The organism is Leuconostoc sp. JNUCC 76 (assembly GCF_053667755.1).
Genome location: NZ_CM132206.1, coordinates 69,747 through 93,951, shown reverse-complemented (window position 1 = coordinate 93,951; position 24,205 = coordinate 69,747). Strand labels below are relative to the sequence as shown.

30 protein-coding genes, 1 tRNA gene and 2 other annotated features are annotated in these 24,205 nt (G+C 35.5%); of the genes, 4 read left to right on the top strand and 27 right to left on the bottom strand.

Annotated elements, in window-relative coordinates:
• From JNUCC76_RS00550 to JNUCC76_RS00540, 3 genes are all read right to left on the bottom strand, one after another.
• Positions 1 to 1,002 (bottom strand): uroporphyrinogen decarboxylase family protein, encoded by a 1,002-nt coding sequence (locus tag JNUCC76_RS00550; RefSeq protein WP_454154980.1) that lies wholly within the window; start codon positions 1,000 to 1,002, stop codon positions 1 to 3.
• Positions 995 to 2,026, bottom strand: coding sequence for a uroporphyrinogen decarboxylase family protein (locus JNUCC76_RS00545; RefSeq protein WP_454154978.1), 1,032 nt, complete (start codon positions 2,024 to 2,026; stop codon positions 995 to 997). The genes JNUCC76_RS00550 and JNUCC76_RS00545 overlap by 8 nt, the downstream gene beginning before the upstream one ends.
• A 172-nt stretch (positions 2,027 to 2,198) precedes the next feature.
• Positions 2,199 to 2,453: a binding site (T-box leader), on the bottom strand.
• Between the two features lie 119 nt (positions 2,454 to 2,572).
• Entirely contained in the window at positions 2,573 to 3,418 is an 846-nt protein-coding gene (locus JNUCC76_RS00540; protein ID WP_454154976.1) for an undecaprenyl-diphosphate phosphatase, read from the bottom strand.
• Positions 3,419 to 3,556: 138 nt separating this feature from the next.
• On the opposite strand from JNUCC76_RS00540, the gene JNUCC76_RS00535 reads away from it, so the two are divergent.
• Positions 3,557 to 3,629, top strand: a tRNA-Lys gene (locus JNUCC76_RS00535).
• A 60-nt stretch (positions 3,630 to 3,689) separates the two neighbouring features.
• Here JNUCC76_RS00535 and trhA read toward each other — a convergent pair.
• The 7 genes from trhA to JNUCC76_RS00500 all read right to left on the bottom strand — a co-directional run bounded on the left by trhA (position 3,690) and on the right by JNUCC76_RS00500 (position 9,069).
• A complete protein-coding gene (trhA, locus tag JNUCC76_RS00530) occupies positions 3,690 to 4,328 on the bottom strand; it encodes a PAQR family membrane homeostasis protein TrhA (RefSeq protein WP_454154974.1) in 639 nt (212 codons plus the stop codon).
• Between the two features lie 83 nt (positions 4,329 to 4,411).
• Positions 4,412 to 5,293 carry a DegV family protein gene (locus tag JNUCC76_RS00525; protein WP_454154972.1) on the bottom strand — a complete coding sequence of 294 codons (882 nt, stop codon included), beginning with the start codon at positions 5,291 to 5,293 and terminating at the stop codon, positions 4,412 to 4,414.
• 43 nt (positions 5,294 to 5,336) lie between these two features.
• Positions 5,337 to 5,675 carry a fluoride efflux transporter FluC gene (locus JNUCC76_RS00520; RefSeq protein ID WP_454154970.1) on the bottom strand — a complete coding sequence of 113 codons (339 nt, stop codon included), beginning with the start codon at positions 5,673 to 5,675 and terminating at the stop codon, positions 5,337 to 5,339.
• Positions 5,672 to 6,070: a fluoride efflux transporter FluC gene (locus tag JNUCC76_RS00515; RefSeq protein ID WP_272205582.1), complete on the bottom strand. Its 399-nt coding sequence runs from the start codon at positions 6,068 to 6,070 to the stop codon at positions 5,672 to 5,674. The genes JNUCC76_RS00520 and JNUCC76_RS00515 overlap by 4 nt, the downstream gene beginning before the upstream one ends.
• A gap of 148 nt (positions 6,071 to 6,218) precedes the next feature.
• Complete coding sequence (gene solA, locus JNUCC76_RS00510) at positions 6,219 to 7,346, bottom strand: N-methyl-L-tryptophan oxidase (RefSeq protein ID WP_454154969.1); 1,128 nt, start codon at positions 7,344 to 7,346, stop codon at positions 6,219 to 6,221.
• Between the two features lie 35 nt (positions 7,347 to 7,381).
• Entirely contained in the window at positions 7,382 to 8,245 is an 864-nt protein-coding gene (locus tag JNUCC76_RS00505; protein ID WP_454154967.1) for a MetQ/NlpA family ABC transporter substrate-binding protein, read from the bottom strand.
• Between the two features lie 47 nt (positions 8,246 to 8,292).
• Positions 8,293 to 9,069: an acetoin reductase gene (locus JNUCC76_RS00500; protein ID WP_454154965.1), complete on the bottom strand. Its 777-nt coding sequence runs from the start codon at positions 9,067 to 9,069 to the stop codon at positions 8,293 to 8,295.
• A 284-nt stretch (positions 9,070 to 9,353) separates the two neighbouring features.
• Positions 9,354 to 9,599: a binding site (T-box leader), on the bottom strand.
• Between the two features lie 208 nt (positions 9,600 to 9,807).
• Between JNUCC76_RS00500 and JNUCC76_RS00495 the strand changes: the two genes are divergently transcribed.
• Entirely contained in the window at positions 9,808 to 10,347 is a 540-nt protein-coding gene (locus JNUCC76_RS00495) for a YagU family protein (protein ID WP_454154963.1), read from the top strand.
• Positions 10,348 to 10,434: 87 nt separating this feature from the next.
• On the opposite strand, the gene JNUCC76_RS00490 is transcribed toward JNUCC76_RS00495, so the two are convergent.
• From JNUCC76_RS00490 to JNUCC76_RS00455, 8 genes are all read right to left on the bottom strand, one after another.
• The gene (locus JNUCC76_RS00490) at positions 10,435 to 11,805 is read right to left on the bottom strand and encodes an FAD-dependent oxidoreductase (protein ID WP_454154961.1); all 1,371 of its coding nucleotides are present in this window, start codon (positions 11,803 to 11,805) and stop codon (positions 10,435 to 10,437) included.
• 118 nt (positions 11,806 to 11,923) lie between these two features.
• Entirely contained in the window at positions 11,924 to 12,154 is a 231-nt protein-coding gene (locus tag JNUCC76_RS00485; protein ID WP_454154959.1) for a hypothetical protein, read from the bottom strand.
• Between the two features lie 497 nt (positions 12,155 to 12,651).
• Complete coding sequence (locus JNUCC76_RS00480; RefSeq protein WP_454154957.1) at positions 12,652 to 13,290, bottom strand: hypothetical protein; 639 nt, start codon at positions 13,288 to 13,290, stop codon at positions 12,652 to 12,654.
• 102 nt (positions 13,291 to 13,392) lie between these two features.
• Positions 13,393 to 14,277: an XRE family transcriptional regulator gene (locus JNUCC76_RS00475; protein ID WP_454154955.1), complete on the bottom strand. Its 885-nt coding sequence runs from the start codon at positions 14,275 to 14,277 to the stop codon at positions 13,393 to 13,395.
• A 181-nt stretch (positions 14,278 to 14,458) separates the two neighbouring features.
• Positions 14,459 to 15,856 (bottom strand): flavocytochrome c, encoded by a 1,398-nt coding sequence (locus JNUCC76_RS00470; RefSeq protein WP_454154953.1) that lies wholly within the window; start codon positions 15,854 to 15,856, stop codon positions 14,459 to 14,461.
• A 122-nt stretch (positions 15,857 to 15,978) separates the two neighbouring features.
• A complete protein-coding gene (locus tag JNUCC76_RS00465) occupies positions 15,979 to 16,269 on the bottom strand; it encodes a hypothetical protein (RefSeq protein WP_454154951.1) in 291 nt (96 codons plus the stop codon).
• Between the two features lie 167 nt (positions 16,270 to 16,436).
• Positions 16,437 to 17,003, bottom strand: a complete 567-nt coding sequence (locus tag JNUCC76_RS00460) for an ECF transporter S component (RefSeq protein WP_454154949.1) — start codon at positions 17,001 to 17,003, stop codon at positions 16,437 to 16,439.
• Positions 16,987 to 17,790 (bottom strand): hydroxymethylpyrimidine/phosphomethylpyrimidine kinase, encoded by an 804-nt coding sequence (locus tag JNUCC76_RS00455; RefSeq protein WP_454154948.1) that lies wholly within the window; start codon positions 17,788 to 17,790, stop codon positions 16,987 to 16,989. The genes JNUCC76_RS00460 and JNUCC76_RS00455 overlap by 17 nt, the downstream gene beginning before the upstream one ends.
• Positions 17,791 to 18,572: 782 nt before the next feature.
• On the opposite strand from JNUCC76_RS00455, the gene JNUCC76_RS00450 reads away from it, so the two are divergent.
• A complete protein-coding gene (locus JNUCC76_RS00450; protein ID WP_454154946.1) occupies positions 18,573 to 19,553 on the top strand; it encodes a GHKL domain-containing protein in 981 nt (326 codons plus the stop codon).
• A 5-nt stretch (positions 19,554 to 19,558) separates the two neighbouring features.
• Positions 19,559 to 20,284: a response regulator transcription factor gene (locus JNUCC76_RS00445; protein ID WP_454154944.1), complete on the top strand. Its 726-nt coding sequence runs from the start codon at positions 19,559 to 19,561 to the stop codon at positions 20,282 to 20,284.
• 271 nt (positions 20,285 to 20,555) lie between these two features.
• On the opposite strand, the gene JNUCC76_RS00440 is transcribed toward JNUCC76_RS00445, so the two are convergent.
• From JNUCC76_RS00440 to JNUCC76_RS00400, 9 genes are all read right to left on the bottom strand, one after another.
• A complete protein-coding gene (locus tag JNUCC76_RS00440; RefSeq protein WP_444717638.1) occupies positions 20,556 to 20,768 on the bottom strand; it encodes a hypothetical protein in 213 nt (70 codons plus the stop codon).
• Positions 20,769 to 20,773: 5 nt separating this feature from the next.
• Positions 20,774 to 20,932 (bottom strand): class IIb bacteriocin, lactobin A/cerein 7B family, encoded by a 159-nt coding sequence (locus tag JNUCC76_RS00435; RefSeq protein WP_454154942.1) that lies wholly within the window; start codon positions 20,930 to 20,932, stop codon positions 20,774 to 20,776.
• Positions 20,933 to 21,228: 296 nt separating this feature from the next.
• Positions 21,229 to 21,405: a class IIb bacteriocin, lactobin A/cerein 7B family gene (locus JNUCC76_RS00430; protein WP_454154940.1), complete on the bottom strand. Its 177-nt coding sequence runs from the start codon at positions 21,403 to 21,405 to the stop codon at positions 21,229 to 21,231.
• Positions 21,406 to 21,566: 161 nt separating this feature from the next.
• Positions 21,567 to 21,746 carry a class IIb bacteriocin, lactobin A/cerein 7B family gene (locus tag JNUCC76_RS00425; protein WP_394455397.1) on the bottom strand — a complete coding sequence of 60 codons (180 nt, stop codon included), beginning with the start codon at positions 21,744 to 21,746 and terminating at the stop codon, positions 21,567 to 21,569.
• A 14-nt stretch (positions 21,747 to 21,760) separates the two neighbouring features.
• Positions 21,761 to 21,898, bottom strand: a complete 138-nt coding sequence (locus JNUCC76_RS00420; RefSeq protein ID WP_454154938.1) for a class IIb bacteriocin, lactobin A/cerein 7B family — start codon at positions 21,896 to 21,898, stop codon at positions 21,761 to 21,763.
• 458 nt (positions 21,899 to 22,356) lie between these two features.
• Positions 22,357 to 22,518 carry a class IIb bacteriocin, lactobin A/cerein 7B family gene (locus JNUCC76_RS00415; protein WP_454154936.1) on the bottom strand — a complete coding sequence of 54 codons (162 nt, stop codon included), beginning with the start codon at positions 22,516 to 22,518 and terminating at the stop codon, positions 22,357 to 22,359.
• Positions 22,519 to 22,619: 101 nt separating this feature from the next.
• A complete protein-coding gene (locus tag JNUCC76_RS00410; protein ID WP_454156497.1) occupies positions 22,620 to 22,685 on the bottom strand; it encodes a class IIb bacteriocin, lactobin A/cerein 7B family in 66 nt (21 codons plus the stop codon).
• 574 nt (positions 22,686 to 23,259) lie between these two features.
• Positions 23,260 to 23,424 carry a class IIb bacteriocin, lactobin A/cerein 7B family gene (locus tag JNUCC76_RS00405; RefSeq protein WP_072612879.1) on the bottom strand — a complete coding sequence of 55 codons (165 nt, stop codon included), beginning with the start codon at positions 23,422 to 23,424 and terminating at the stop codon, positions 23,260 to 23,262.
• Positions 23,417 to 23,617 (bottom strand): ComC/BlpC family leader-containing pheromone/bacteriocin, encoded by a 201-nt coding sequence (locus JNUCC76_RS00400; protein WP_260342250.1) that lies wholly within the window; start codon positions 23,615 to 23,617, stop codon positions 23,417 to 23,419. The genes JNUCC76_RS00405 and JNUCC76_RS00400 overlap by 8 nt, the downstream gene beginning before the upstream one ends.
• Between the last annotated feature and the right edge of the window lie 588 nt (positions 23,618 to 24,205).

Sequence of the window (24,205 nt, the reverse complement as noted above, 5' to 3'; positions counted from 1 at the left end):
TTACACAACGTTTTCATGTACGGCGGCAATCGCCCACCTCAAATGATCCACAGGAATATCGCGGGGAACAGTGCAATCCGCACCGATAATAACACGCTTTTTATCAACATTAGACAGTAATCTTTGTACAGCCACTTCTATTTCGTCTTTAGACCCGTTGTATAATACATCATTTGTTGTATTACCAAATCCGCCCAATACAACTTTGTCCTTAAATATTTGTTGTCCCTGTTGGAGTGAAACACCTTCCACTGTCACTGCCCAATTGACAATTGGCAAGTCATAGTCTGTAAACCACTCTAAATGGTTACTTGTCCCGCTGAAACCACAGATATGAAGAATGCTAATATCACTAAAAGACTTAATTGCATCTATAACACTTAAATCAACATTCTTTTGTATACCATCAAACAATTCTTTGGTATATTTTGAACTCTGTAATTCTTGTGTACTGTAATAGACTCCGTCAGCACCACCGTCTACTACAACCGCCTTCACTTGCTTGATAATGCTCTTAGCTAGAACGTTTAGAACATGCTTAATTTCCTCTGGGTATTGAATAAACAATTCAGTTAAACGTTCATCTCCCTTGGCAGGCAGCTCATTTTCTGCATCATAGAGCGCCCACTTTAAAATCGTCACTGGTGAAAAAATATTATAAAAGCCTCTACGCTGACCAATAACTTTTTTTTGCTCTTGCACTAATTTGACTTGCTCAGTAAGCCAAGGATCATCATCTTGTATCTGTTGAATTTTATTTAAATCATCAATATTTTTAGAATCAGTGACATTGTCAAATGGAACATTAAAATAACCGTCACTCATTAACTTCACAAAATCTGGACGTAAGTCTTCAACATATTCCTTATGTCCTTGAATATTAATCGTAGCAATTGTTGGATTTTCTAGTGCATCGACAGTTTCATCATCAGCAAAATGGCGCCAAAAACTAACCGGAATTTTTTCTGTTGCATCTAATAATACATTTTGTTGATTACTCATAACTTTTCAAACCTTCACTTTCCTTTTGAACTGATTCTATCGCCCACTGTAGATGTTGAAGATCAATATCTCGGGGAACCGTACAATTAGCACCAATAATTAAATTCTCGGCACCCGCTTCTTGAACTAAATGTCTAGCAAATTGTTGTATTTCAGACTGTGTTCCTCGATACAAAACATCTTTCGCAGTGTTACCAAACCCACCAAGAACAATTTTCCCTGGGAAAATCTCTTTGCCCTCATGTAAAGATATGTCTTCCGTATCAACTGACCAATTAACAATTGATGCCGGATAATCTTCAAACCATGAAATTGCATTTCTGGCGCCACCATTACCACAAATATGTAAGATATTTGTATCTGACAACTGATTTGCTGCCTTTAGAACTTGTTTATCAGTCGCAGCGACAAATTCAGCAAAATCCGCATGTCCTAGCCGGGTATCCTGAATAACTTGCGTACTATAATAGATACCATCGGCGCCAGCACTGACTGCAGCCTTAACCTGCTTGATTACATCTAGTGTAATCACCTCTAATGCCTGACGAACATTTTCGCTATTTGTCAAAATAATATCAGCAAGCTTTTCATTGGCTTTACTTTTATCGTAGTGCCCATCTGAATTTCTAACTAATGCCCATTTAAGTAGCGTCGTTGGTGAAAAAACATTATAAAATGAAGCTCGTTCACCGATAACCTGCTTTTGCCGTCTAACTAAATCTGCTGTTTTTATTAACCATGGATGATTATCCGCTATTGGTGATAAATTAGCGTAAACTACACTTTTATCATCAGCATCTTGGTGATTAAATTCGTAATGAAACAAGCCGTCACTCATTAATTTCACAAAATCTGGTGAGGTTGTCTCAACCAACTTCTTAGTACCTAAAATATTGCCTTCAATAATCTCAGGATTTTTAAAAGCATCTAAATCAACACCGGACGATGCTGAAAAATGATACCAAAAGCTTACTGGGATATGATTAAATCTCTTGATAAAGTTGTCTTGATTTTTCTTAGCCATGTGTTCTCCTTGTTTATTGTCATAAAAAATTAACAATAACAATCACATTCGGCTTTGTACCATACCTAGCCCTTTTAATTTAACTAATATGTTTTTAGTCACTAACGCATTCATATTAATTATCTCCTTTATTTCATACAACAAAAAAACCGCAACTTTGAAGTCATCAAAGTTGCGGGACGAAGTTATCGCGTTACCACCCGTTTTCTGCATATTATTACTAATACACACTTACCAAGTACGGAAAAATGTTTTCGATACTGTGACACTGTAACGGGTGTACCCGAATGGCATTTACAATTAAGTATGCTCACACCATTATTAAACTCCAAGACCATTTTCCTAATCATTCTGATACTAATTTTCACCACACATTAGCTCTCTATCCAATCAGTCCGACAAGTACTTATCTTTTCAACGTTATATGTTGAAATAATTATATACTAATCATTTTTTAATGTCAATCACTTTTTTCTAATTATATATTCAATATTTGTGGTAAGTAAAAAGCGCACAAAATTAATTTGTGCGCTTTTGGGAAAATACTTATTTTACGATGCCTACAAGACCTAGAATCAAGAAGATAGCACCTACAATGATTCTATAGTAGCCAAATGCCTTGAAATCATTATTTTTGATATAATCCATCATAAATTTAATTGCAAACCAAGCAACAATCCATGAAACAATGAAACCAATTAGCATTACCAAAGTTTGCATGCCTGTAAATGAACCACCATTGAGGAAGAATGAACCCATTTTAAGAAATGTGACACCAAACATAACTGGTATTGAAAGGAAGAAAGAAAACTCAGCAGCCACAAAGCGTGAAGCGCCCAAGATAATTGCTCCTAAAATAGTTGCTCCAGAACGTGATGTACCAGGAACTATTGATAAAACTTGGAACAAACCAATGTATAACGCCAACTTAAATGTGATTTGATTTACATTAGTGATAACTGGCACAATACTCTTCTGCCGATTTTCAATCACGATAAACGCAATACCATAAATAATCAGCGTTGCTGACACTACCCAAAAGTTCATTAGGTGTGCATCCATAAAATCATTTAATGCAAATCCAAAAATCATGGCTGGTATTACACCAACGATAACGCGAATCCACAAGCGCCAAGTTTGGAATTTTTCGTGATCTGTTTTTTTAGATGAAAACGGATTTAACTTGTTAAAATACAATTGAATAACAGCAAAAATAGCGCCCAATTGAATTGAGTAATCAAATACCGAACTGAAAGCTTTGGTCCAAACAGTGCCACCTGGGATTCTCATTAGGGATTCTGCTAAAATGATATGTCCCGTTGAAGAAACTGGTAAAAATTCTGTCAGTCCTTCAATGATACCAATAATTATTGCTTTGATAAGATCAAACATGATAATAGAGCGTGAACGATTGATTCATATTTCACGCATCTCCTTCCAATATAGAATATATTCATTTTATCATACTTAGCTATTGCATTTTGTATTTTCACATGGTATTATATTTGATGTTGTGAAACACGACATTTTGGTCAGCTAGCTCAGTTGGTAGAGCAACGGACTCTTAATCCGTGGGTCCAGGGTTCGAGCCCCTGGCTGACCACTAACAAAAACGATAAACAGATGTTTATCGTTTTTTTATTATAAAAAAGCCTTTTGGCCATTATAAAGAAATATAAATACTAGCGAACATTAATCCAGCGCCCCCTAAAACAAAAAGGTGCCAATAGACATGTCCCATTGGAATTTTTGGTACAAGATAGAAAATAGTACCAGCTGAATATGTAATCCCTCCAGCAACAAGTAACCAAAAAGCAGTATGGGACAATACACCCCATAGCACGGGCATTGCCAGAATAATAAGCCAACCCATAACCAAATAAATTGTCACGGATACCCATGGCCATCGTCCTACAAAAAATAAATCATAGACAAAGCCAGCAATAGTCATCGCTAGGATAGCACCCCAGATACTCCAACCTACCCAACCTTTAATTAATAGCCAAGTATAGGGGGTATAACTACCTAGAATTACCAAATATATACCTGCATGGTCAAAGAACTGAAAAATTTTTGCTGCTCGTGTAAAGACTAACGAGTGAAATAACGTCGAAGCAAGTAAGAAAAAACCAACAGTGCTAATATAAATTATAACTGCAGTGAGCTCCAATGCCGTGACTGGTTTGCTCAATACATGAAACATCAGCACCACACCAGCAATCACAGCTAATATGAAGCCGAATCCATGTGTTACTGCGTTGAGCACTTCATAAACAATTTGAAAACGTCTTGATCGTTGCATTAGTACACCCCGTAAATTATTCTATTCTTCATTATACAATAAAACCAGCACCAATTTTGGTTGATACTGGTTTTTATTACTGATTAAATTAAATCTTCCCAATCACGTGCCCAGATCACACCCATAGCGCCGTCGCCTGTATGTACGCCAATAAATGCACCAATCACACCACGTTCAAATTTAACGGTAGGATATTCAGACTGTAAATCTTTCAACCATTTATCGCCTAACTTCGTGTTATTGCCATCAATTACATAGGCCCGAACAGGATAATCAGCTTCGGCTAATGACTGACGTAATGGTTCTTTTATTTCTTTTAAAGCCCCACTCATCTTGCGTGCCTTGCCAACAGCCCCGATTTTCCCTTCGTCTTGAACATCAATAGATAAAATTGGTTTGATATTCAACAAGCCACCAATTAACGCTTGGCCGCGTGATAAGCGACCTGTGCGTTGTAAATGTGTAATATCATTTACAACGAAGCGAACATCAATAGTTGATCGTAGTTGTTCTAATGATGTAATAATTTCATCAAGTGAACGGTTTTTCTCTGCCATGGCAGCTGCTAATATAGCTTGCACACCGGCGCCCATTACTGCTATTTTCGAATCCCACGCGCGAACTTCATCCATACCGTCATATGATTGCGCAATTGCATTAGCTGTTTGATAGGTGCCTGAAATACCAGACGAAAGCGTAATCAAAATAGCCTGATTATAACCAGATGCTTTAGCTAAGTTCAACGCTTCTTCCCAATCACCAGGGGCCGGTTGAGATGTGGAGGCCAATTGCTTTTTTTCTTGCATCATTTTAACAAGCTCACCCAAACTATGAATATCCACAGTTTCTTTGTAGACTTCATCCCCAAAAATAATGGGGTCATTCACTTGAAAAATATGATACCGATTGCGAATAGCTACCGGCATTGCCGAAGATGAATCAATAATAACTGCTATTTTACTCATTATTTTGTCCTCATTAATATGTTCAACTTAATTTGGTGTTCTTTCATAATATCGTGATTAGCGCAGTTCCTGCACTAAAGAAAATCATACCAAAAATGATTTGCCAAGCTAAGTACCAAGCTTGTTGGCCACGAGTGTATTGACTGCTTTGTGTCATCATCGTACTAAAAGTTGTTAGCCCAGCAATTACACCCGCAGTCCAAAAGCTATACATCGCGTAGGTTGCGCCTGTAGCAGTAAGATAACCTAGCGCGAAACTGCCAACCATATTAACAATGAATACGCCAGTAAAGTATTTTGAATTAGCTATCCACGTATTCAAAACAATATACCGTAGCATTGTGCCTAATGCCGAACCAATGGCTACTCCTAGTATTGTCATACATGTGCCTCACCGATCTTGTTGCCAAAGTAGTTGCCCAATTTTAACATTATAAGGCCACCACCAAGAGTTAGTATCATATAAACTAAAGCATTAGCTACACTAATGAATAACTGTTGATGTATTTGCCAAATCATGGTGCTAAACGTCGTGAACCCACCTAAAACACCAGTACCAAGGAAAGACTGCCACCGCTCTAACCGACTGCGATGACTCGCTAGATAGGCGCCCAACATTGCTAATAGCAAAGTACCAAGCCAATTAATTAACATTGTCATTACTGGCATTGGTCCAATTATTGGAACTAATCCCAAAAGATACCGTGTAGTCCCACCAATAGCACCACCTAGTCCAGTAACTAATAATTCAGTTAGAAAATTCTTCTGATTTTGCATACCCTCTATTTTAGCAATTTTATGCTTATTCAGCAAAACTTTTAAATGCTATAAATTTATCATGTACATTGAAAAAGCAACTACTAATTTAAGTAGTTGCTTTTTCTCACGCCATCATTTGATTTTACTAAAGCAGTTCAATATTTTCTTATGAATTAAACCGTGATAACAAAAATGGTGAAAGGTCAAAATCCAATGTTTCATTTAACGCTTTGGCAACCAATATTTCGCCTAATACACTAGCAAATTTAAAGCCATGACCACTTAATCCCGAAACAAACTGAATGTTTTTCTTTCCTGGCAAATCGTCAATAATAAAGTGCTCATCCGGAGACAAATCATAGCTGCAGGCCACACCATGATCCAAGTTGCCCACAGTTTTCAAAACACTGTTTAACAAAGGTGATATTTCTGTTTTATCCTCTTTAAGTGCATTAAAATCAAGTCGCTCTTCTCGCTTTGTGATATATTGCCCTCCCTGGTGTCGACCTATTTTAATGAGCCCTTTATTGGCTGGAAAACCGTAATAATGTGTACCGTCACCGAGTTGAATCGTAAATGCTGGAAAACCGGTCTCTTCTGCCAATTGTTTTGGTGCGTCAAACCACGAAACAACTTTTCTAACTGGCTGAATTGGTAAGCTGGATATCAGATCTTTCACCCAAGTACCAACAGTTATAACAGCTGATTTCCCTATAAATGTGCCTACATTTGTAGTTACATAAACAAATCCATTATCATCATTATCAACTGAAATGACCTGTGTGTTAAATTGTTCATGAGCGCCCAACCGTTTAGCTTCTTTAATATACGTATCAATAGCTAGTTCTGATTTCAAATAGCCAGATTCTTTTTCTAAAACCGCCTTGAATTGATTAGGTATTGCAAATTGTGGCCACTTTTTTCTGGCTTCAGAAGCATCATAAACTTCGATTGGTAACTCATATTTTTCAGCAGAAACTATGATATTATTTAAAAAGCTCGATTGCTTAGGTGCTATATTCAGCACTCCTGTTTGATGAAATATATCAACTTGTGTGTCTCTTTTTAGTTCGTCCCATAGTTCTTGCGCACGCAATACAAGAGGTACGTAAGATGAACCTTCACCATAAGCATGGCGAATCATCCTAGTTTCGCCATGGTGTGATCCATTAGTATGTGGTGGTGTGGCGGAATCAATTTCCAAAACGCGTAACCCCCTCTTAGCGGCATAATAACCAGTGCTAGAGCCAACAGAACCAGTTCCTATAACAATTAAATCATAAATTTCAGCCATGTTAACTCCTTACTTTTGGATATTCTAATGATAAACTAGTCAGCTAAATAAGAGACAGACTTTTGAACTTCGATTTTAGTACCATCAAACTTTTTGTTAATATATTTTTGAGCTGCTTTACTATGATACAACTTAACTAATTTTTTAAATTTAGCATTATTCTTATTCTTTTCTGCTGTGGCTAAAATATTAATATTGTCCTTTGTTGATTGGTTAATTTTTTCGTAGTAAAGTGAATCTTTCAAAACATTCAGTTTGCCTTCCAATGCAATTGTATTTCCAATAAGTGCAGCGGCAATTGAATTGTCTTTAATCACTCGTGGCCCGGTCGTATCATCAATTTCTTTAAACTTGAAGTTGTGTGGGTTGCTTTTAATGTCATTAACGCCAGAAAGACTATTAAAATTATCTTTTAATGTTATTAATCCAGCTTCTGCTAGCAATTTCAATCCACGTGCCGTATTAGCTGCATTGTTAGCAATAGCAATTGTTGACCCATCTGGAATATCGTCGATAGAATCATATTTTTCAGAGTAAATGCCCATAGGCTCTAGGTATGTTGTCCCTAAAACACTCAGCTTATTCGAGCTATTACTCTTGTTATAAGCCACAAAATACGCGTATGATTGAAAGGCATTAACATCCACCTTTCCTTGTGCAGTCGCTGTATTTAGTGAAACCCCATCAGTAAAGTTCTTAACCTTGATAGTGATATTTTCTTTTTTGGTTTCTGGTAGTTTCGCAATATATTCCCAAATTTGGGCATCCGATCCTATCGATCCGACAGTCACTTCCGTCTTATTGGTTGTTTGCGTCGTGTTTCTATGAATAATCACACCTGCTACAATAACAATTCCTGCCACAACAGCTGCTATGACTACCGTTTTCTTTTTTACCATCTCAAATTCTCTTTCTTATATTTTTTATTAGAAATACTTACAAAACGTCAATGAAATCTCATACCACCATCAATTAAAATTGATTGTCCAGTAATATACTTTGCCTGCTGTGAAACCAGAAATGATACAACATCGGCTACATCATCAGGCAAAGCCGCTCTTCCTAACGCAATTTCATTGACAACACTTTGCCTTTGAATCTCTGCTGTTGTGTTTTTAATTTGTGCTGTTCGCTGATCAATATAATCGCGTAAAGGTGTAATAACTATACCTGGATCGTAAGCATTTACAGTGATATTATATTTTGCGAGTTCTTTTGCCGCAGATTGACCTAATCCTCTAATGGCAAATTTGGAAGCTGAATATGCGCCTTGTAGTGCAGATCCTTCCACTGCAGCCAGTGAAGCAGCATTGATTATCCTTCCACCACTCCCTTGCTTTTTCAACTGTTTTGCAGCCGCCTGAATTCCCCAAAAAGTGCCCTTAAGGTTAACATCAAACAACCGCTCAACTTTTTCCGGATCGCTATCAATAATACTATCGATGTAGGCAATCCCTGCGTTATTAACAAACACATCTAGACGCCCAAAATCAGCTACTACTTTATCAACTAAATCAAAAACTGATTTTCGATCAGCAACATCTAAAACATAATATTTGGCTTGCTCTTCCTTAATAGCGTTGATACTATCACTCACATATTTAGCATTAGATTCATCAATATCGACTACTGCAACGTAATAATTTTCTGTTGCGAGTCTCTCAGCAATCGCTTTTCCTATTCCTCTACCACTGCCTGTAATAATTGCTACTTTCTTTGACATTTACTACTCCTGTCTCTTTACATAAAGTTGTATCACTAGCATTGAAAATTTATTCTGAAAAATCAAACTGAGATACAGGCTTTTAAAAGATACTCGTTTTATATACTAAAATAACCCAGTTAATTTTGTTTCAAGAGCTAAACTCAAACATACCCACAAACTCACTGGAAATCTTTCAACTCTGATAAGATGTTATTTGCTTCGTTTGTCATAGACCGTTCTCCATTATTTTTTTACATATGACAATAAAAAAAGTCCCATAATCTTTGCCTTATCTACAAAGATTATGGGACGAAAAACTCGTGTTACCACCCAAATTCTATAAAGTATCACTACCTTATACTTGACAGGTACATCAAAAGCGAGATACCTTAACGCGATAACGGGCGCACCCGAGCGATATTCACGAACATGCTCATACCACTAACGACTCCAAGACCATTTTCAATTCATTCGTAATACTAACTTTCACCAAATGTTAGCTCTCTTTGATTACCCCTAAAATTTACTTATCTTTTCTTTGTCTCATTTATTTGTAATAACTTTACAGCATTTATAATTATTTTGCAACCATTTATTCGTATTCTCATTGTTTTTTAATTACATGTATTTAATTTCACAATTTTCGAAATATCCATAATTCATCGAACATATTCCCGAAAGCAAATGAATTGACAAACGATTTCAATGCCTGTATTATTAACAGTTGTTAAACAATTCACATAGGGGAGAAACACTATGCTTACACTAAATAAACCAGTTGCATCACTAAAGGAGATCATCACTAAAAGTATTTTCTACGGATTTATTGCAGGAATGATTTCAGGAATGGTTAAAATCGGTTGGGAAAATATTTTGCCACCACGTACACTAGCTCGTAATGCCACCAACCCACCACAACATATGGCTGAGCAACTTGGCATTCCATCTAAACTAGTTCATTCATTCTTTTACTACTCTCAAGATCAAAAAGTATTTTGGTTCACATTGATTCTGCACTTCTCATTTGCCATTGTATTTGCAATACTATATGTGTTTGTATCTCAATATTGGTCTAAAATAGCTTTGTGGCAAGGTGCTGCTTATGGTATATTTCTTTGGATTCTTTGGCATATTATTATCATGCCTGCATTTGGAACAATTCCTGCTGCATGGAATCAACCTTTAGATGAACATATTTCTGAGTTCTTTGGGCACATTGTTTGGGCATGGTCAATCGCAGTAACGGTCTACTTCTTAATTGCTAAAGATAAGAATGGTCATTTGGAAAACGTATAATTCTACTTATAAAATAAAAAGGGACGCATCCTTTCGAGCTGCGCCCCTTTTTATTTGTAGCCTAATATTACATTATTCACAAACTAGTTAAAATTTAGGCTCACCAAGTGCATGTTGTGCCGCTAGGTTCAATAGACTCCATTGTCGGTCAAATCCTGGTTGGAAGAAAAAGTCGGCTTCAGCCAAATCTTCCAGACGAAGCCCTTGTTCGATAGCTAGCGCAATGACATTACCCTGAGCCGTTATATCATAGGTCGATAGTACCGCACCACCTAAAATACGATGTGTTTGTGGATCATAGTCCAGTCCGACATAAACTTCGGTGTTCCCCTTTTCTCGAGGAACATAGTCGGGCCGTAAGGTATCTTGATAGAAGGAACTCTTCAAAGTAACACCTGCTTTTTTGGCTGTTGTGGTATTTAATCCAGCCGTTGCAAAATGATAATCGAACACGCTTAATGCCGACGAGCCAACGACCCCTTTGAAAGGAACTGAGGGCTGATTTTCAAATAAATGTGCGATTATATAACGGACTTCACGCCGTACAACGGTTGCTAGTGCAATTGGTATTTTAGTTTGCGCAGGGATTGAATACGATAGAACTGCATCTCCCGCAGCATAGACATCTGGTAAATTCGTCCGTAAATATTCATCAGTTTTAATCCAGCCTTGATCGTCTAAATCAATCGCACCTTTCAACCAATTCGTATTTGGCTTAATCCCAGCGGCTTGAATAACTAAATCACTTGGGTACTTCCCCTCATTTGTTTTTACTGCCGTTACTTGACTAGTTCCCTCATAACTTTCGATGCGAACACCTGTAACCACTTTTACACCTTTATCAGCTAATTCCTTTTCCAGAATAGCTGTTAATTCAGCATCCAAATAACTGCCCAAAGGGCGGTCAATCATATCAATTAAAGTAACGTTTTTCCCGGCCTTAACACTTGCCTCCGCTGCCTCAACGCCAATGTAACCCGCACCAACAATTGTGATATTTTTAACAGCAGGGTTTTCTAACTTGGCTTTTATACTTGTTGCCCAATCTTTACCGCGCATGAGATAGACATTTTCTAAATCGTTCCATGGAACAGGTAGACTATTTGGTGTCACGCCTGAACTTAATATCAGCTTATCATAGCTATATTTCTCAATACTACCGGTAGTAACGTCTTTGACAGAAACTGTCCTATCATTAGTATCAATTGCCAGTACCTCGTGGTTATTGTAAATTTCTGCGCCCAACCGTTCCATGTCTTCAGGACGGAAATTACGAACATCATTAACATTAGTAACACTATTTTCTAAATATAACTCCATGCCGCAAGACATGAATGAAATAAAATCACCGGCCTCAAACAACTTGATATCAAGGTTCTTGTATTTACGAGTTAGTTCTAAAATTGCTTGATGTCCCCCATGAGATGCACCAACTATAACAATCTTTGTTTTTGACATTCCTAATTCCTCCTTAATATTGTTATCCTTTTCTTATCTACCATGCTAGAACAATTCTAAACATAAAGCAATCGTTTTGATTCTTTGAAAAATAAAAATCGCTATATCAAATAGCTCTCTACAGTTGCTTGTCCTTAAATAAAATCATCACTTGTATTAAAATAATTGCAAGGAAAATATTTAGCTCCGTACTAGTTGTAAATCCAAACCAACCAGTAATAAGACCAAGAATTGCAAATGGCAGATACCAACCAATTTGTGAACCCAAATCTAATTGAAAAAGCCTAAATGATTCAGCTGATCCAATAGGCAATGCACAGTTAACAGCACCCTGTGTTTGTCTAGTCATTTTCCCTGACTGACTAGGTACTTTGCCTTTAACCTGTTTAGCGTTTTTATTTTTATTTGTAAATTAGTTTGGCTGCGTTATATCCAAACGCTAGCTCCATTAATGAATTCGTTTGCGATCTACCAATATATGGTCGACTAAATTGGTCAACAGAATAAACTGACAACGGATAAGCTACTGTAAAAATCAGTAAGGAAGCCATACCACCAACTAACCTAGTAGTTTTCTTTTCCTTCGGTAGTTTGATTCCTACCCAATAATAATAAGTATTGCTGTAAGATTATGAAAACTTGTAACATTTTGCTGTTAAAGCCCACACCAATTAAGCCAAAACTGACAACGACGAGCCAAATGTTTTTCTTAGCGACTGATTTTTGTAAAATATATACAGCTCAAACCCCAAAAATTAATTTATAAAAATAGAAAGCACAACATGCGAATATACACCTTATGCTTTCTATTTTCTATCTATACACAACCCCATTTATCAAATGTGATTAACTCGTCATCCGCCGGATATGGAGGTAAGTAAATACACCTACAGGGACAGCAGTCATAACAGTCGTTGCTACAAAAAGCAATAAACTATATCCAACACTGCTACTATCAATCAAATGCTGTATTATCGTAAATAAATAATACCCAGGAAACAACTTTTGAACAGCACTGATAATAGTGACAAAGCTCCCCGTGGTCCACGTATCAAAAGGTATAATCAGTAATGCCCAAACCATCATAATTGGAAAGGATAGCGCATCCAACACTTTGTTATCAGCTACGATGCCCATCGCAAATCCTATTAAACAAAAGTATATTCCCAATACCTGACACAATAAGACCTCAAAAATGAAATTCATGTCTAATTGTATTGTCTGCATAACAACACCACAAATGGTTACAGTTAGCGCAATAAGGGCATTTAAAATCAATTGAATCATCATTTGATCCAACACCCAATTTTTTATACCATAACGCGAGGTCTTAGCTTGTAAAAAGTAAAAATTTTGACTACGATTAATGGTTTTTCCAAACGTAACAACCGAGTTGCCCATAATACCCATTACGCAAGAAGCAACAAACCAAATACTCGAATAACGATGAGTAAAGAACCCAGCTGACTTTGCTATATTAACCATGAATATATACCACATTACTGGTGAAATAAGTGTAAATAAAATAAATCGTCTGTTACGAAACGTTTCCTTTAATTCTATATATGTAATCATCCTACATCACCTCTAGTTATTGTTATACTTGCGGTACCATTCTTCAATCGTCTGATTATTAGAATGTATTTTCGTCACTTTTTCATCTTGTACAATCACGCCATCTTTTAATAATAAAACACGATTAAAATACCGATCAATTTGATTAAAATCATGTGTAATAGTCAAGACGCTACCAGCCACATGATCCATATAATTCCAAAAGAAATCAATAGATTCTAAATCCATGCCAACTGTCGGTTCATCTAGAATCAAAAGCTTTGAAGAACTCATTACACTTAACAATAAGGCAAGTCTTCTTTTTTGACCGCCAGATAGATCACTAATTCTGACATTAGCTTGTTCTTCCAAATGAAACTTCTGCAATAACCCACTAACAAATTGCGTTGAATAAATACGATGAATGCCAGCAGAAAGAGCTATATGTTCTGCTAATCGAAGCGTTTCTATTAAAACATTTTCTTGAGGCATAACATTTAAATCCTCTTTGGGATCAAATAATCTTTCGATGTGACCTGCATCTGGCCGCAGCATCCCTGCAATGATATTTACAATAGTGGACTTACCTGAACCATTGCTCCCTAATAATGCAATGCGATCCTTACCATAAATTTTTAAGTTCACGCCATTTAATACTGGTTTTTTAAAACGTTTACGAACGGCCATCAACTTCAATAATAATTCGTCTGGACTCTGTTGTCCGGCCAATAAATAATTTAAATCAACTCCAAAGATGTCCGCTAACGCGATAAGTTTATCAATGTCTGGTTCAGCATCCCCACGTTCCCATTTTGAAACGGATTGACGCGAAACATATAACTTTTGAGCAATAAGCTCCTGTGATAAACTTTTCTTCTGCCGTAACATATTGAGCTGATAACTGAATATATTTTCCATATTTTAATTCCCTTCACTTTGTTGTTCACAGATTTTATTATACGTAAAAAAGTTCACTTGACCATCAAAAACGCAATATCCCTGTATCCCTTTAGCTGCGCTGATCGCAACTAGTAGTTGCATACTAAAAAAGACTATTTTTTCACCAATAGTCTTTCCACGTTTCTCTCAAAAATTTAATTTATGACAAACTCAGAACATGCTTTACAGCTTGCTTGCCCGCCTGTCGACCAAAAACAATTGTTTCGGAAATTGAATTACCACCAATGCGATTATCTCCATGTAATCCACCAGCCACCTCACCAGCAGCAAATAATCCTGGTACTGTTTCACCTATCTCATTTAAAACTTCAGTTAAACTGTTAATCTTTATTCCGCCCATTGTATAATGAACGGCTGGTTTAATATGAATCGCATAATAAGGCGACTTCTCAATACCACGATCCATGCCTGTTTGGCGATCAAATGCTATATCCTCAACAGTTTTTTGATAAATGTTCCAACTACTTACTGTTTCTTCCAACTTATTGGGGTTTACACCTATTTTCTCCGCTAACTCACATATTGTATTTCCTGAAACAGCTAACCGCATGGCAACATAAAAGTCGGCTGCTTTAAATACTTCGCGAATACCCTGATCAAATATTAGTGTCGCTCCATCCTGATGCAGATCATCAATGGCCTTAGTCACCTGATCACGGGTAGCCATTTCATTAGTGAAACGTTTGCCCGAACGATTGATCAAAATAGCACCAGCACCGCGCAACCCCTCACCTATTAAATAAACATGATCCGTGTCCTGCTGAGCAGTTGGGTGAACTTGTACTTTGTTCATATCTACCAGTGCGCCACCTGCTGCTGTTGCAAGCTTAATACCATCACCAGTCGCACCGGGATGATTTGTCGTTCCTAACCTTAATAAATCAGGAGCATATACTGACATCATTGCACGATTTTGTGCGAACCCACCACTAGCAATCAAAACTGCTTTGGTATTAATAACCTTTTTACCTGCTTGCGGATGCTCAATCTCAACCCCAGAGATATGACCATCATTCTTAACTAAAGCTAAGACTTTTGTCTGATTAAAGACGGGAATGCGTTTTTCCGCTAACTGCTGTTGCAGCCCGTTTACAAGATAACTGCCAATTGCAGTGGCACCGTTCGGTCGATGAGCACGTTTTTTTGACATACCACCTGTCGATACAATCTCATTTAATTCAATATTATGATGAGACAACCATTCAATTGCAGATTCAGTATGTCTCACGAAATATGACAATAATTCCTTATTATTACTACCTTTCCCACCCTTCAGTGTCTCTTCATAAAATGATTCCTGCGAGTCAATTATCTGATACTCTAATTGTGTCATCGTTTCAACAGCATTCATACCAGTAGACGCACGCATCGAATTACCCCCTAGGTTATTTAACTTTTCAAATATAACCACATTCAGCCCCAACTCTTGCGCCTGAATGGCCGCAGTCATGCCTGCGGCACCTGACCCAATAACTACAAAATCATATACACTTTTCAAATTATCAATATTGGTACATGAAAAATTAAATTTGACCATATTTGCTCCCCTCATTTTATGACAATCACCATGTTTAATACTAAATATATCTTTATCTTACTATACTTCAGTCGTTTTAGAGTCAATTTAAACTACCATCAGAAAAAACTTGTATTCCAAAATTAAAACGTCTTTTTTGTGAGAATATCGTGTTTAGCATTCTCATAGCCATTAATAAATTTTGATACTTCAGCAGCTTTGTTATTAGCAACGATATTAATGAAATTAGCAGCAGTAGCGGGAAACCGCTTAAAAGTATGGTGTTTGTGATAATCACGTTTTGCTTGTTCATACCCTAGTTGATAGTCATCCACACTATTTTTATCCTTTTGAAACCACTTCTCATTCTCTCTATATATGCCATTTTCATAATTATCTTTAACATAATCATGCAGAATTTTGAAAAATCCCATAATATACTCCTTATAATCTACGTTTCCTCTATACTCGTTACACTTAGTATACATAGAAACAAAAATGGAGTTGTATATGTTTAGCTGCGTTAATCGCAACTATTATGAGCAAAAAAAAACTATCCTATAAATAGTAAGATAATAGCTTTTTATCAATAAGTCGAAGTTTAACTAAAATTATTTCTCACAAATAATCGTTTGAAATGTTCAGCTAGTACTCGATATATCACAAAGACAGTAACTAATGTCGTAATACAATTAATTATAGTAGGAAAAAGAGATGAAATAGTAGCTATTACTGCCGGTTGGAGTGTCATTCCTTTAAATAAGCTCATCACAAAATTATGCCCCGTTGTCATTACTAATTTGGTAAAAACAGCTGAAAAAATAACAAGAATTAATTTTAAATTAGTCCCATGTTTTTTATAGTTTACTAATGAAAATACATAACCTGCAATACCACCCACAATAAAGCACTCAATAAAATAATAAGGTGCTTCCGTGGCATAACCATGCATCACATCAAATAATGCTAGTCCAAAGCCACCGGCCAATGCACCCCGTTTATAGCCTAATAAAAGCACTGAGAGAAGCACTGCTGAGTTACCCAAATGCACAAATGGTTTTCCTATCAGTGCCGGCATTGGAACCTGTATACTGGTCGCAACAAATGTAATACTAGTAAATAAAGCAACTAACACAATATCTATGACTACCCTATTTTGTTGCCTCATGACCATTTTCTCCTTGCCAAACATGGCCTACAAATTGATTGACTCTAACCGCATTTTCTATCGACTGAAATGTAAAATTTTTAGCATCAAGAACCGCCTCGTGTATCGGCAACCCCTTCACAATGTTCGCTAATACAGCTGCAGAAAAAGTACAGCCTGCACCATGATTGTAATCAGTTGCTATCAATTCACGTTGGAATATTTCAAAAGTAGTACCATCATACAGCACGTCTGTAGCTAGATTATCATCAAACCTACTACCCGATTTAATGACAACATATTTAATGCCATAGCTAGACAACTTTTCAGCGGCTACTTTCATTTCGGAAACGTTGTTAATAGACTCCACTCCCGTTAACATAGCTGCTTCCAAAATATTTGGCGTAATAATGTCAGCTTTGGCTAACAACTCTGCTTTGTAGGTCTCTAGATCAACCATACGATCATTATCGATTGACAATTTTGTAGCCATGACGGGATCCACTAACAATACACTGGGGTTCACGCTTTCTAGATAGCCAACCAATGTATTGAAATTATCAACATCTGAAACCATACCAACTTTAATGGCAGCTAAATCAACCGCCAATGTTGTTTGTAATTGAGCCGCAAACAGAGTATTAGGTACTGTGTATTGCGTAACTGCCCATGTTTGTGGTGTCATAGTAACAATATTTTCAATAGCAACCAAATTAAATATGTCGTATTTTTCGAAAGTTCTAATGTCCGCCTCTATACCACCGCCACCACTTGTATCTGATCCACCGATAGATAATACTTTATTCATAATTCTCCCATTTAAATTTTGTCATGTTGTAATTATAAATGCTATTATACTAGTTTACTGGGTGATATCAAATCTATTTTATTGTTTAAAAATACCTCAGACAAGTAATTAACCTTGTCCGAGGTATCTATGTAAGCTAAAAAATTAGTTGCCCTTCATTTCAAAATGTGTCCTTTGGTGGCTAACCTATTGCTAAAAAACGAAACCCAATCTCCACCTGTAGTACTAACTAATTGGTCTTGACCTAACTCTTCAAATCGTTCTAAACAAAACATTTTTTTCTCCTCAAATTATACTTTATATTTACTTATTATTTTCCTTAATATCGCATTTTATCACAATAAAATGTTCATAAACGGTTGTTATAATGTGGTAAATGGTTACTACTTAAACACTTGTGGTAAACGTTTATCTTTTACTGTAAAATATAATTATAATCAAGGGGGATGATTATGTACATTTTATCAGTTACTCACATTCTACTGGGGTTTTGTAGTTTATCAAGTATTGAATTTATCATGTTTTGCACTATAAGTAGAACTAAGATACGCTTTAAAATTTACTTGCTGTTCATCTTAACCGAACTGTTGACAACTTCATTGTTAGGTATTCCAGCTCGGATAATACATATCCTTATTCTAATATTACTTAACGTCTCACTAAACAAAGAAAAACAAAACCTTAATCTTATCGCTTTTTACGCACTATATACCATTGTATCTGTATCAGCCTTCGGTGCCATAATTCAGTCACTCGGCAAGTGGCTTAGAATAACATACCTCTTGGAAAATAATATCATAACTATTTACGATACGATGATAACACCAATACTCATAGGTATTATACAGTTTGGTGTCATCAAACTGATTGCACCAAATCTAGAAATTATACGAAAAAACCAACATTTACAAAAAAGCAATCGTTTGAAATTTATCAATTCACTATTATCTACTAGCCTAATACTTTATTTATTGACGTACCAATTTAACAATGCTTCATATAAAAATGCTGTTAATATGTTCTTTGTTGTTAGTTTAATATCATTATTGGTTTATCTTAAGAATACTACCCAAAATTATTTCAACTTTCAATTAGCACAGCAAAAGCAACAGCAATTAGATCATTTAACAACCTATACAACACAAATCGAAGATCTCTATAAAAGTATCAATGGCTTTCGTCATGATTATGCCAACCTAATTGTCAGTTTAGAAACAAGTATACAAGCCGGTGATATCAATCAGATTCGTTCTATATATGAAGATGTATTAAAAAACTCCTCGAATGTATTGAATCACGGGAATCACACCTTAGGATCATTAACAAAAATCGACATCCCCGCTATCAAAAGTATTCTATCAAATAAAATTATTTTAGCACTAGAAAAAGGTATTCATATAGAATTCGAAATTGAACAAAAATGGTCCACTTGTCACGTTGACGTTTTTGATTATATTCGTATGCTGGGTATTTTGTTGGACAACGCTATTGAAGCAAGCGAAGCATGCTCAATAGCTTTTATTAATATTGCGTTTATTACAGATAATGTTAAGCAGGAGCACCGTCTCATTATTGAAAATTCCACTAATCAAGAATTTATTAATATCAGCCATGTTTTTCACGATGGCGTAACCAGCAAAGGAGCTAATCGTGGCATTGGATTGAGCAATATGCAACATATCTTAAGTAATTATGAACAAGCACATATAGAAACCGAATGCAGTAATTATCGATTCCGACAGACATTGATTACACAAGGATAAATTTTATGCACATCAACATTTTAGAAGATGATATCATACAGCAACAAAAATTGCGACACTACTTAAACGAATTAGTCCAGGAAAATAATTGGTCATGCCAACAGATTAACACTTACTCAAAGCCAGAACAGTTATCACAACACTTACTTAGTAATGGAACGCATCACATATACTTTCTCGATATTGAAATCAAAGGATCAGATAAAAAAGGGTTCCAGGTCGCTAAAGAAATTAGAAAACATGATCCATATGCTGCTATTATTTTTGTCACGACTCATTCTGAATTCTTGCCACTTACTTTCCAATATCATATCTCTGCACTGGACTTTATAGATAAAACGCAACCATCAAGTGATTTTAAGCAACAATTAAAAGAATGCTTAACTCATCTTGTAGAAAAAAAGCATCAAGATAAGCCTCTAGACTTATTTCACTACAAAAACTCACAATACCATTTTCAGATACCCTTCAATGATATTCTCTTCTTTGAAACAATATCGGGCACACGACAAATCGCTTTAGTGAGTAAAAATAAACGCATTCAGTTCACAGGTCGATTACAAGATATCGAAGCGATGGATGATCGATTATTCCGTAGCCATCGTTCCTATCTTGTAAATATTAATAAAATTGAACAAATTGATAAAGTCAATAATGAAATTATCCTTCATAATCAACTGACTTGTCTAATTTCCCGAAGAAAAATAAAAGCATTAAGAAACCTCCTGTGACTAAAAAAGGCGGATTCACTGTTAACATCTCAGTGAATCCGCCTTTTTATTTTTTGGTGTATGATCTGCAATAGCTAGAATTAATAATTTCCAAACAGTGATTCACTAACAACAATGCAGTAATCTGAGAACTTTTGCTATGTTTTCCCTTATAATAATCATATACTTTCTTGCGATCTGTCTAATTTGAATAGTAATGTGATTGTCCTTTTTACAATTGAATTATATAAAATAGTATTTTATGTAATAAAAGACAACTATATAATACTATTTACCGAAGAAAAGAAAATTTACTGTCTTTTTTTAATGGCCATACAATCAAATTAACAAAAGTTATTATTAGCAAAAAATGAGATGCTTGCTCTAAGTCTCTTGCAGAAATAATATTTAAGATACCTACATCTGTAAAAAAACGTAGTGCTGCAATGACAAAGTATAATATAAATGCTCCTAATGCTATTGCAGCGTTCGTATCATCTGTCATGATTATTATTTAGCCAAATCCTTTCCAAATTGATATCCTTTATCATATCCCCACACAAAGGCACCACCAACTCCTCCAGCGATCCATAAACCAGCCACAATCAGAGGTGCTATTCCTCCTGAATCTAGTAATTCTTCAGAATTTAACTCTTTAAAGTTACGCAATAAAATAGGCACTCAGATAAATTTAAATCATCTTAAATTACACTTTATCTGGCTAATTCCCATAATAAGAAAGTACTTTGTCCCTGTAACTAATAATCTTCTAAAAGAGAATATATGTTTTAAAGTGACACTTAACGTTTTAAAACGTGCAACAGTGCTTTTTGCAAAAACTCTTAAAATCTTGTTAATAACGAATTGACACAAAAAATACCTCCCGTACTATTTTACGCACTGAATAAAACTAGTCCGTTTTTTGTATAGGAGCAGCTCATTATGCTAATTTAGCATTTTTTAAATCAGCCTAACCATCTAGATAAGCCATATCCTGCAGCAAAACCTCCGCCACCAGCCAAAACAATTCCACCGGCTATTAAAAGTGGCGCAATACCACCATCCACTTCTGACAATTGTTGTGTATCCCAAATATCATAACTGTGTAAACTATTTTGCAATTTTTTATTTAAATCAGTCATATTAAAACCCTTTCGATCATTAACCTATAGAATTAACGTGTTGAAGACCTACTGCAATTCCACAAAAAAATCCAATACATCCCACCACCAAAAACAATATCCAATATCTATACTCATATAATTCTTTAAGCATTGTCACAACCACCTTTCGAACATTTATTCTAGTTATTTCTATTGACTTTATTCAATCCAACTGCGATTCCCCCACTGAACCCTGCAGCACCCGCACCAGCCCACAATGCCCAAACAGCAACCGGAATAAATCCACCATCGACACTAGCCAATTGATATTCATCAAGTTGACTAAAATTAGAAAAGTTAATTAGGTTATTTTTATGCATAATTTTATCCTTTTCTATTTTTTAATTGCATTTCTAATAGCAACTCCAGCAAGTGCACCAATAATTAACAATGGATAACACCCACCATTAATATTTTTAAGCTCTTCACTATCTAACTTATTAAATCCAACAATATTATTTTTCAAACTCATGCCAATCTTCCCCTTCTACTTAATAAACACCGTAGATTGCAAGAATTAATAGAACACGAAGAATTGCTGAAAGACCTTTCGTGGTGGTTGAGAACGACCTCAATATTTGGTTTTAACGTACAATTGTTCGGTTTAATTTTACAATCTACCATAAATTTAAAATTTGTTACAAACTATTTCCTTCAACGACAATATGCCACCACTTATTCCTGTCCAAACAACAATTTTCCATAATGATTTTTTTCTCAAATATTCGGACAAACTGTTTTCGAATGCACCTAATAATTTATTGGGTATTAAAAATAACACAAACTGGAGAAGCATCAACAAAACAAACATATTATTCATAGCATGATATGATACCGCTCCAAAACGATGTTGATCACTTAACCCTATTAATATTACCAATAAACATAAAGCGGTAAATATTAGACACTGTAAAAACAACAGTAGATATTTCATCGGCGTAAGCCAGCTTGGGATCTGTCTTTTCCTGCCGCATATCCAGCCTGGTATATTCCAAGTGCTAATGTTGGGACACCCAAAACTACAGCTACTGGGACTACTCCCCCATTTACATTTACTAATTCCTTGTTGCTTAATTCCTTAAATAATGCCATACGTTATACCCTCCTAAATAAATCTAATCTTACTTTTTATTATTTCGATATCCTTGGTCCATACCGAATTGATATATTGGGTCACCCACACCCACTGCCCCTCAAAGTACAAAGGAAATAGCAAAACCGTGTGGTGACCATCCACCATTAATGTTTTCTAATTCCATGTCATTTAATTCCTTAACCGCTGCGCAGCGATAGAACTAAATATACACTAACCTGTTGTGTCTTTATAGATAAATGGAACAAATGGTCATGTTGAAATGTTGAACGGTTAAAAGTTCACCATTCAACACAAAATAACAACCAGAAGCAATGATAATGGTGGTGCTTTTCTAGTTTACGAAATAAGCAATAAAGGGATAGGATAATTTTTTATCAAATAAACCCTAGCTAGGGCGTCTACACCACAATCATGTTCGTCTATTTGTAGGATATAATTTAATTTCTTAAGAGTATATTTTTTACTATTCTTAATTGCTCAATAAAATTGACAAAATTAATTTATTTTCCAAAAAAAGAACTTACATCGCAGTTATCCACAATATAAGCTCATTCTAATTTTCAAGTCCAACTAAAGTATAAAGCAAGCAATGACAAAATGTATAATATATAAAAATTTTTGATACTATCAATGATGTTAGTATATATAAGCAATGCAGTAACACTAAGTAAAATAACAAATATCAAACTAAAAATCTTTAAAACACTTTTGCTTGTTATAGTCATAATTTATTTACCTTACTTTTTCTTTGTGAGTGCGTATCCAATAGTATATCCAGCCGCAAAAGCACCACCCATACCAGCAGCCACCTTCAGAACTACAGCGCCACCCACTATTATTGGCACCACGCCACCAACAACTTCAGGAAGTTCTGAGTGATCCAAAGTTTTAAAACTATCCATTTTTCTTTGCTTTATATCCAACATATGCTCCAACTCCCGCTGCTCCCGCTAATAAACCACCTGTTATAACCGCTCCCTTGGTAATAACTACCCCACCGATGATGAGTGGGAAAATACCACCTTCAATTTGTTCAAGCTGTCCGTTATCAATAGTTTCAAATTCAGACAAACTAGTCAATGATTGTGAGTTCATAAACTCTCCTTTAAATAAAATATTCCATGTGAAGTGTTATACATGATGATAATAAAATGGACAATACTTTTAATTTATAAATGAAAAATTCTTTATAGTTGGTTTTAGTCAATTACCCCTGAAAAATCCACAAAATTTTTGTTCAATTGTTCGGCTTAATTTTACAAGCTATCACTCACTATACATAAGACACACAAGATTACTAAAAAGAATGAAGCTATTACAATAAATTAACACTCTTTAAACTTACAAATAAAACCACTTAAAAGGAAATTAAATATCCAAAATATGACTGCTGCTATAATAGCAGTTAATAAAGATGTTTTTTCTCCCATTATGGTTACAGGTATTAAAAAAATCGAAACATAATTGCACCGCAATCCATTAATAAATTTTCTTGTGTATGTGTTTACATATAAAAACAAACAATTTCATTTTAAAAGTACTCCGAACTTATTTCACATTATAACAATAGCCTCTTTCTATCGTTGTGCAACGAATACATTAAATATACAACAATGAATGAATAATGAATACATCATACACTAAATGATCATTTGATTACATTGAATGGTTAAAAGTTCACCA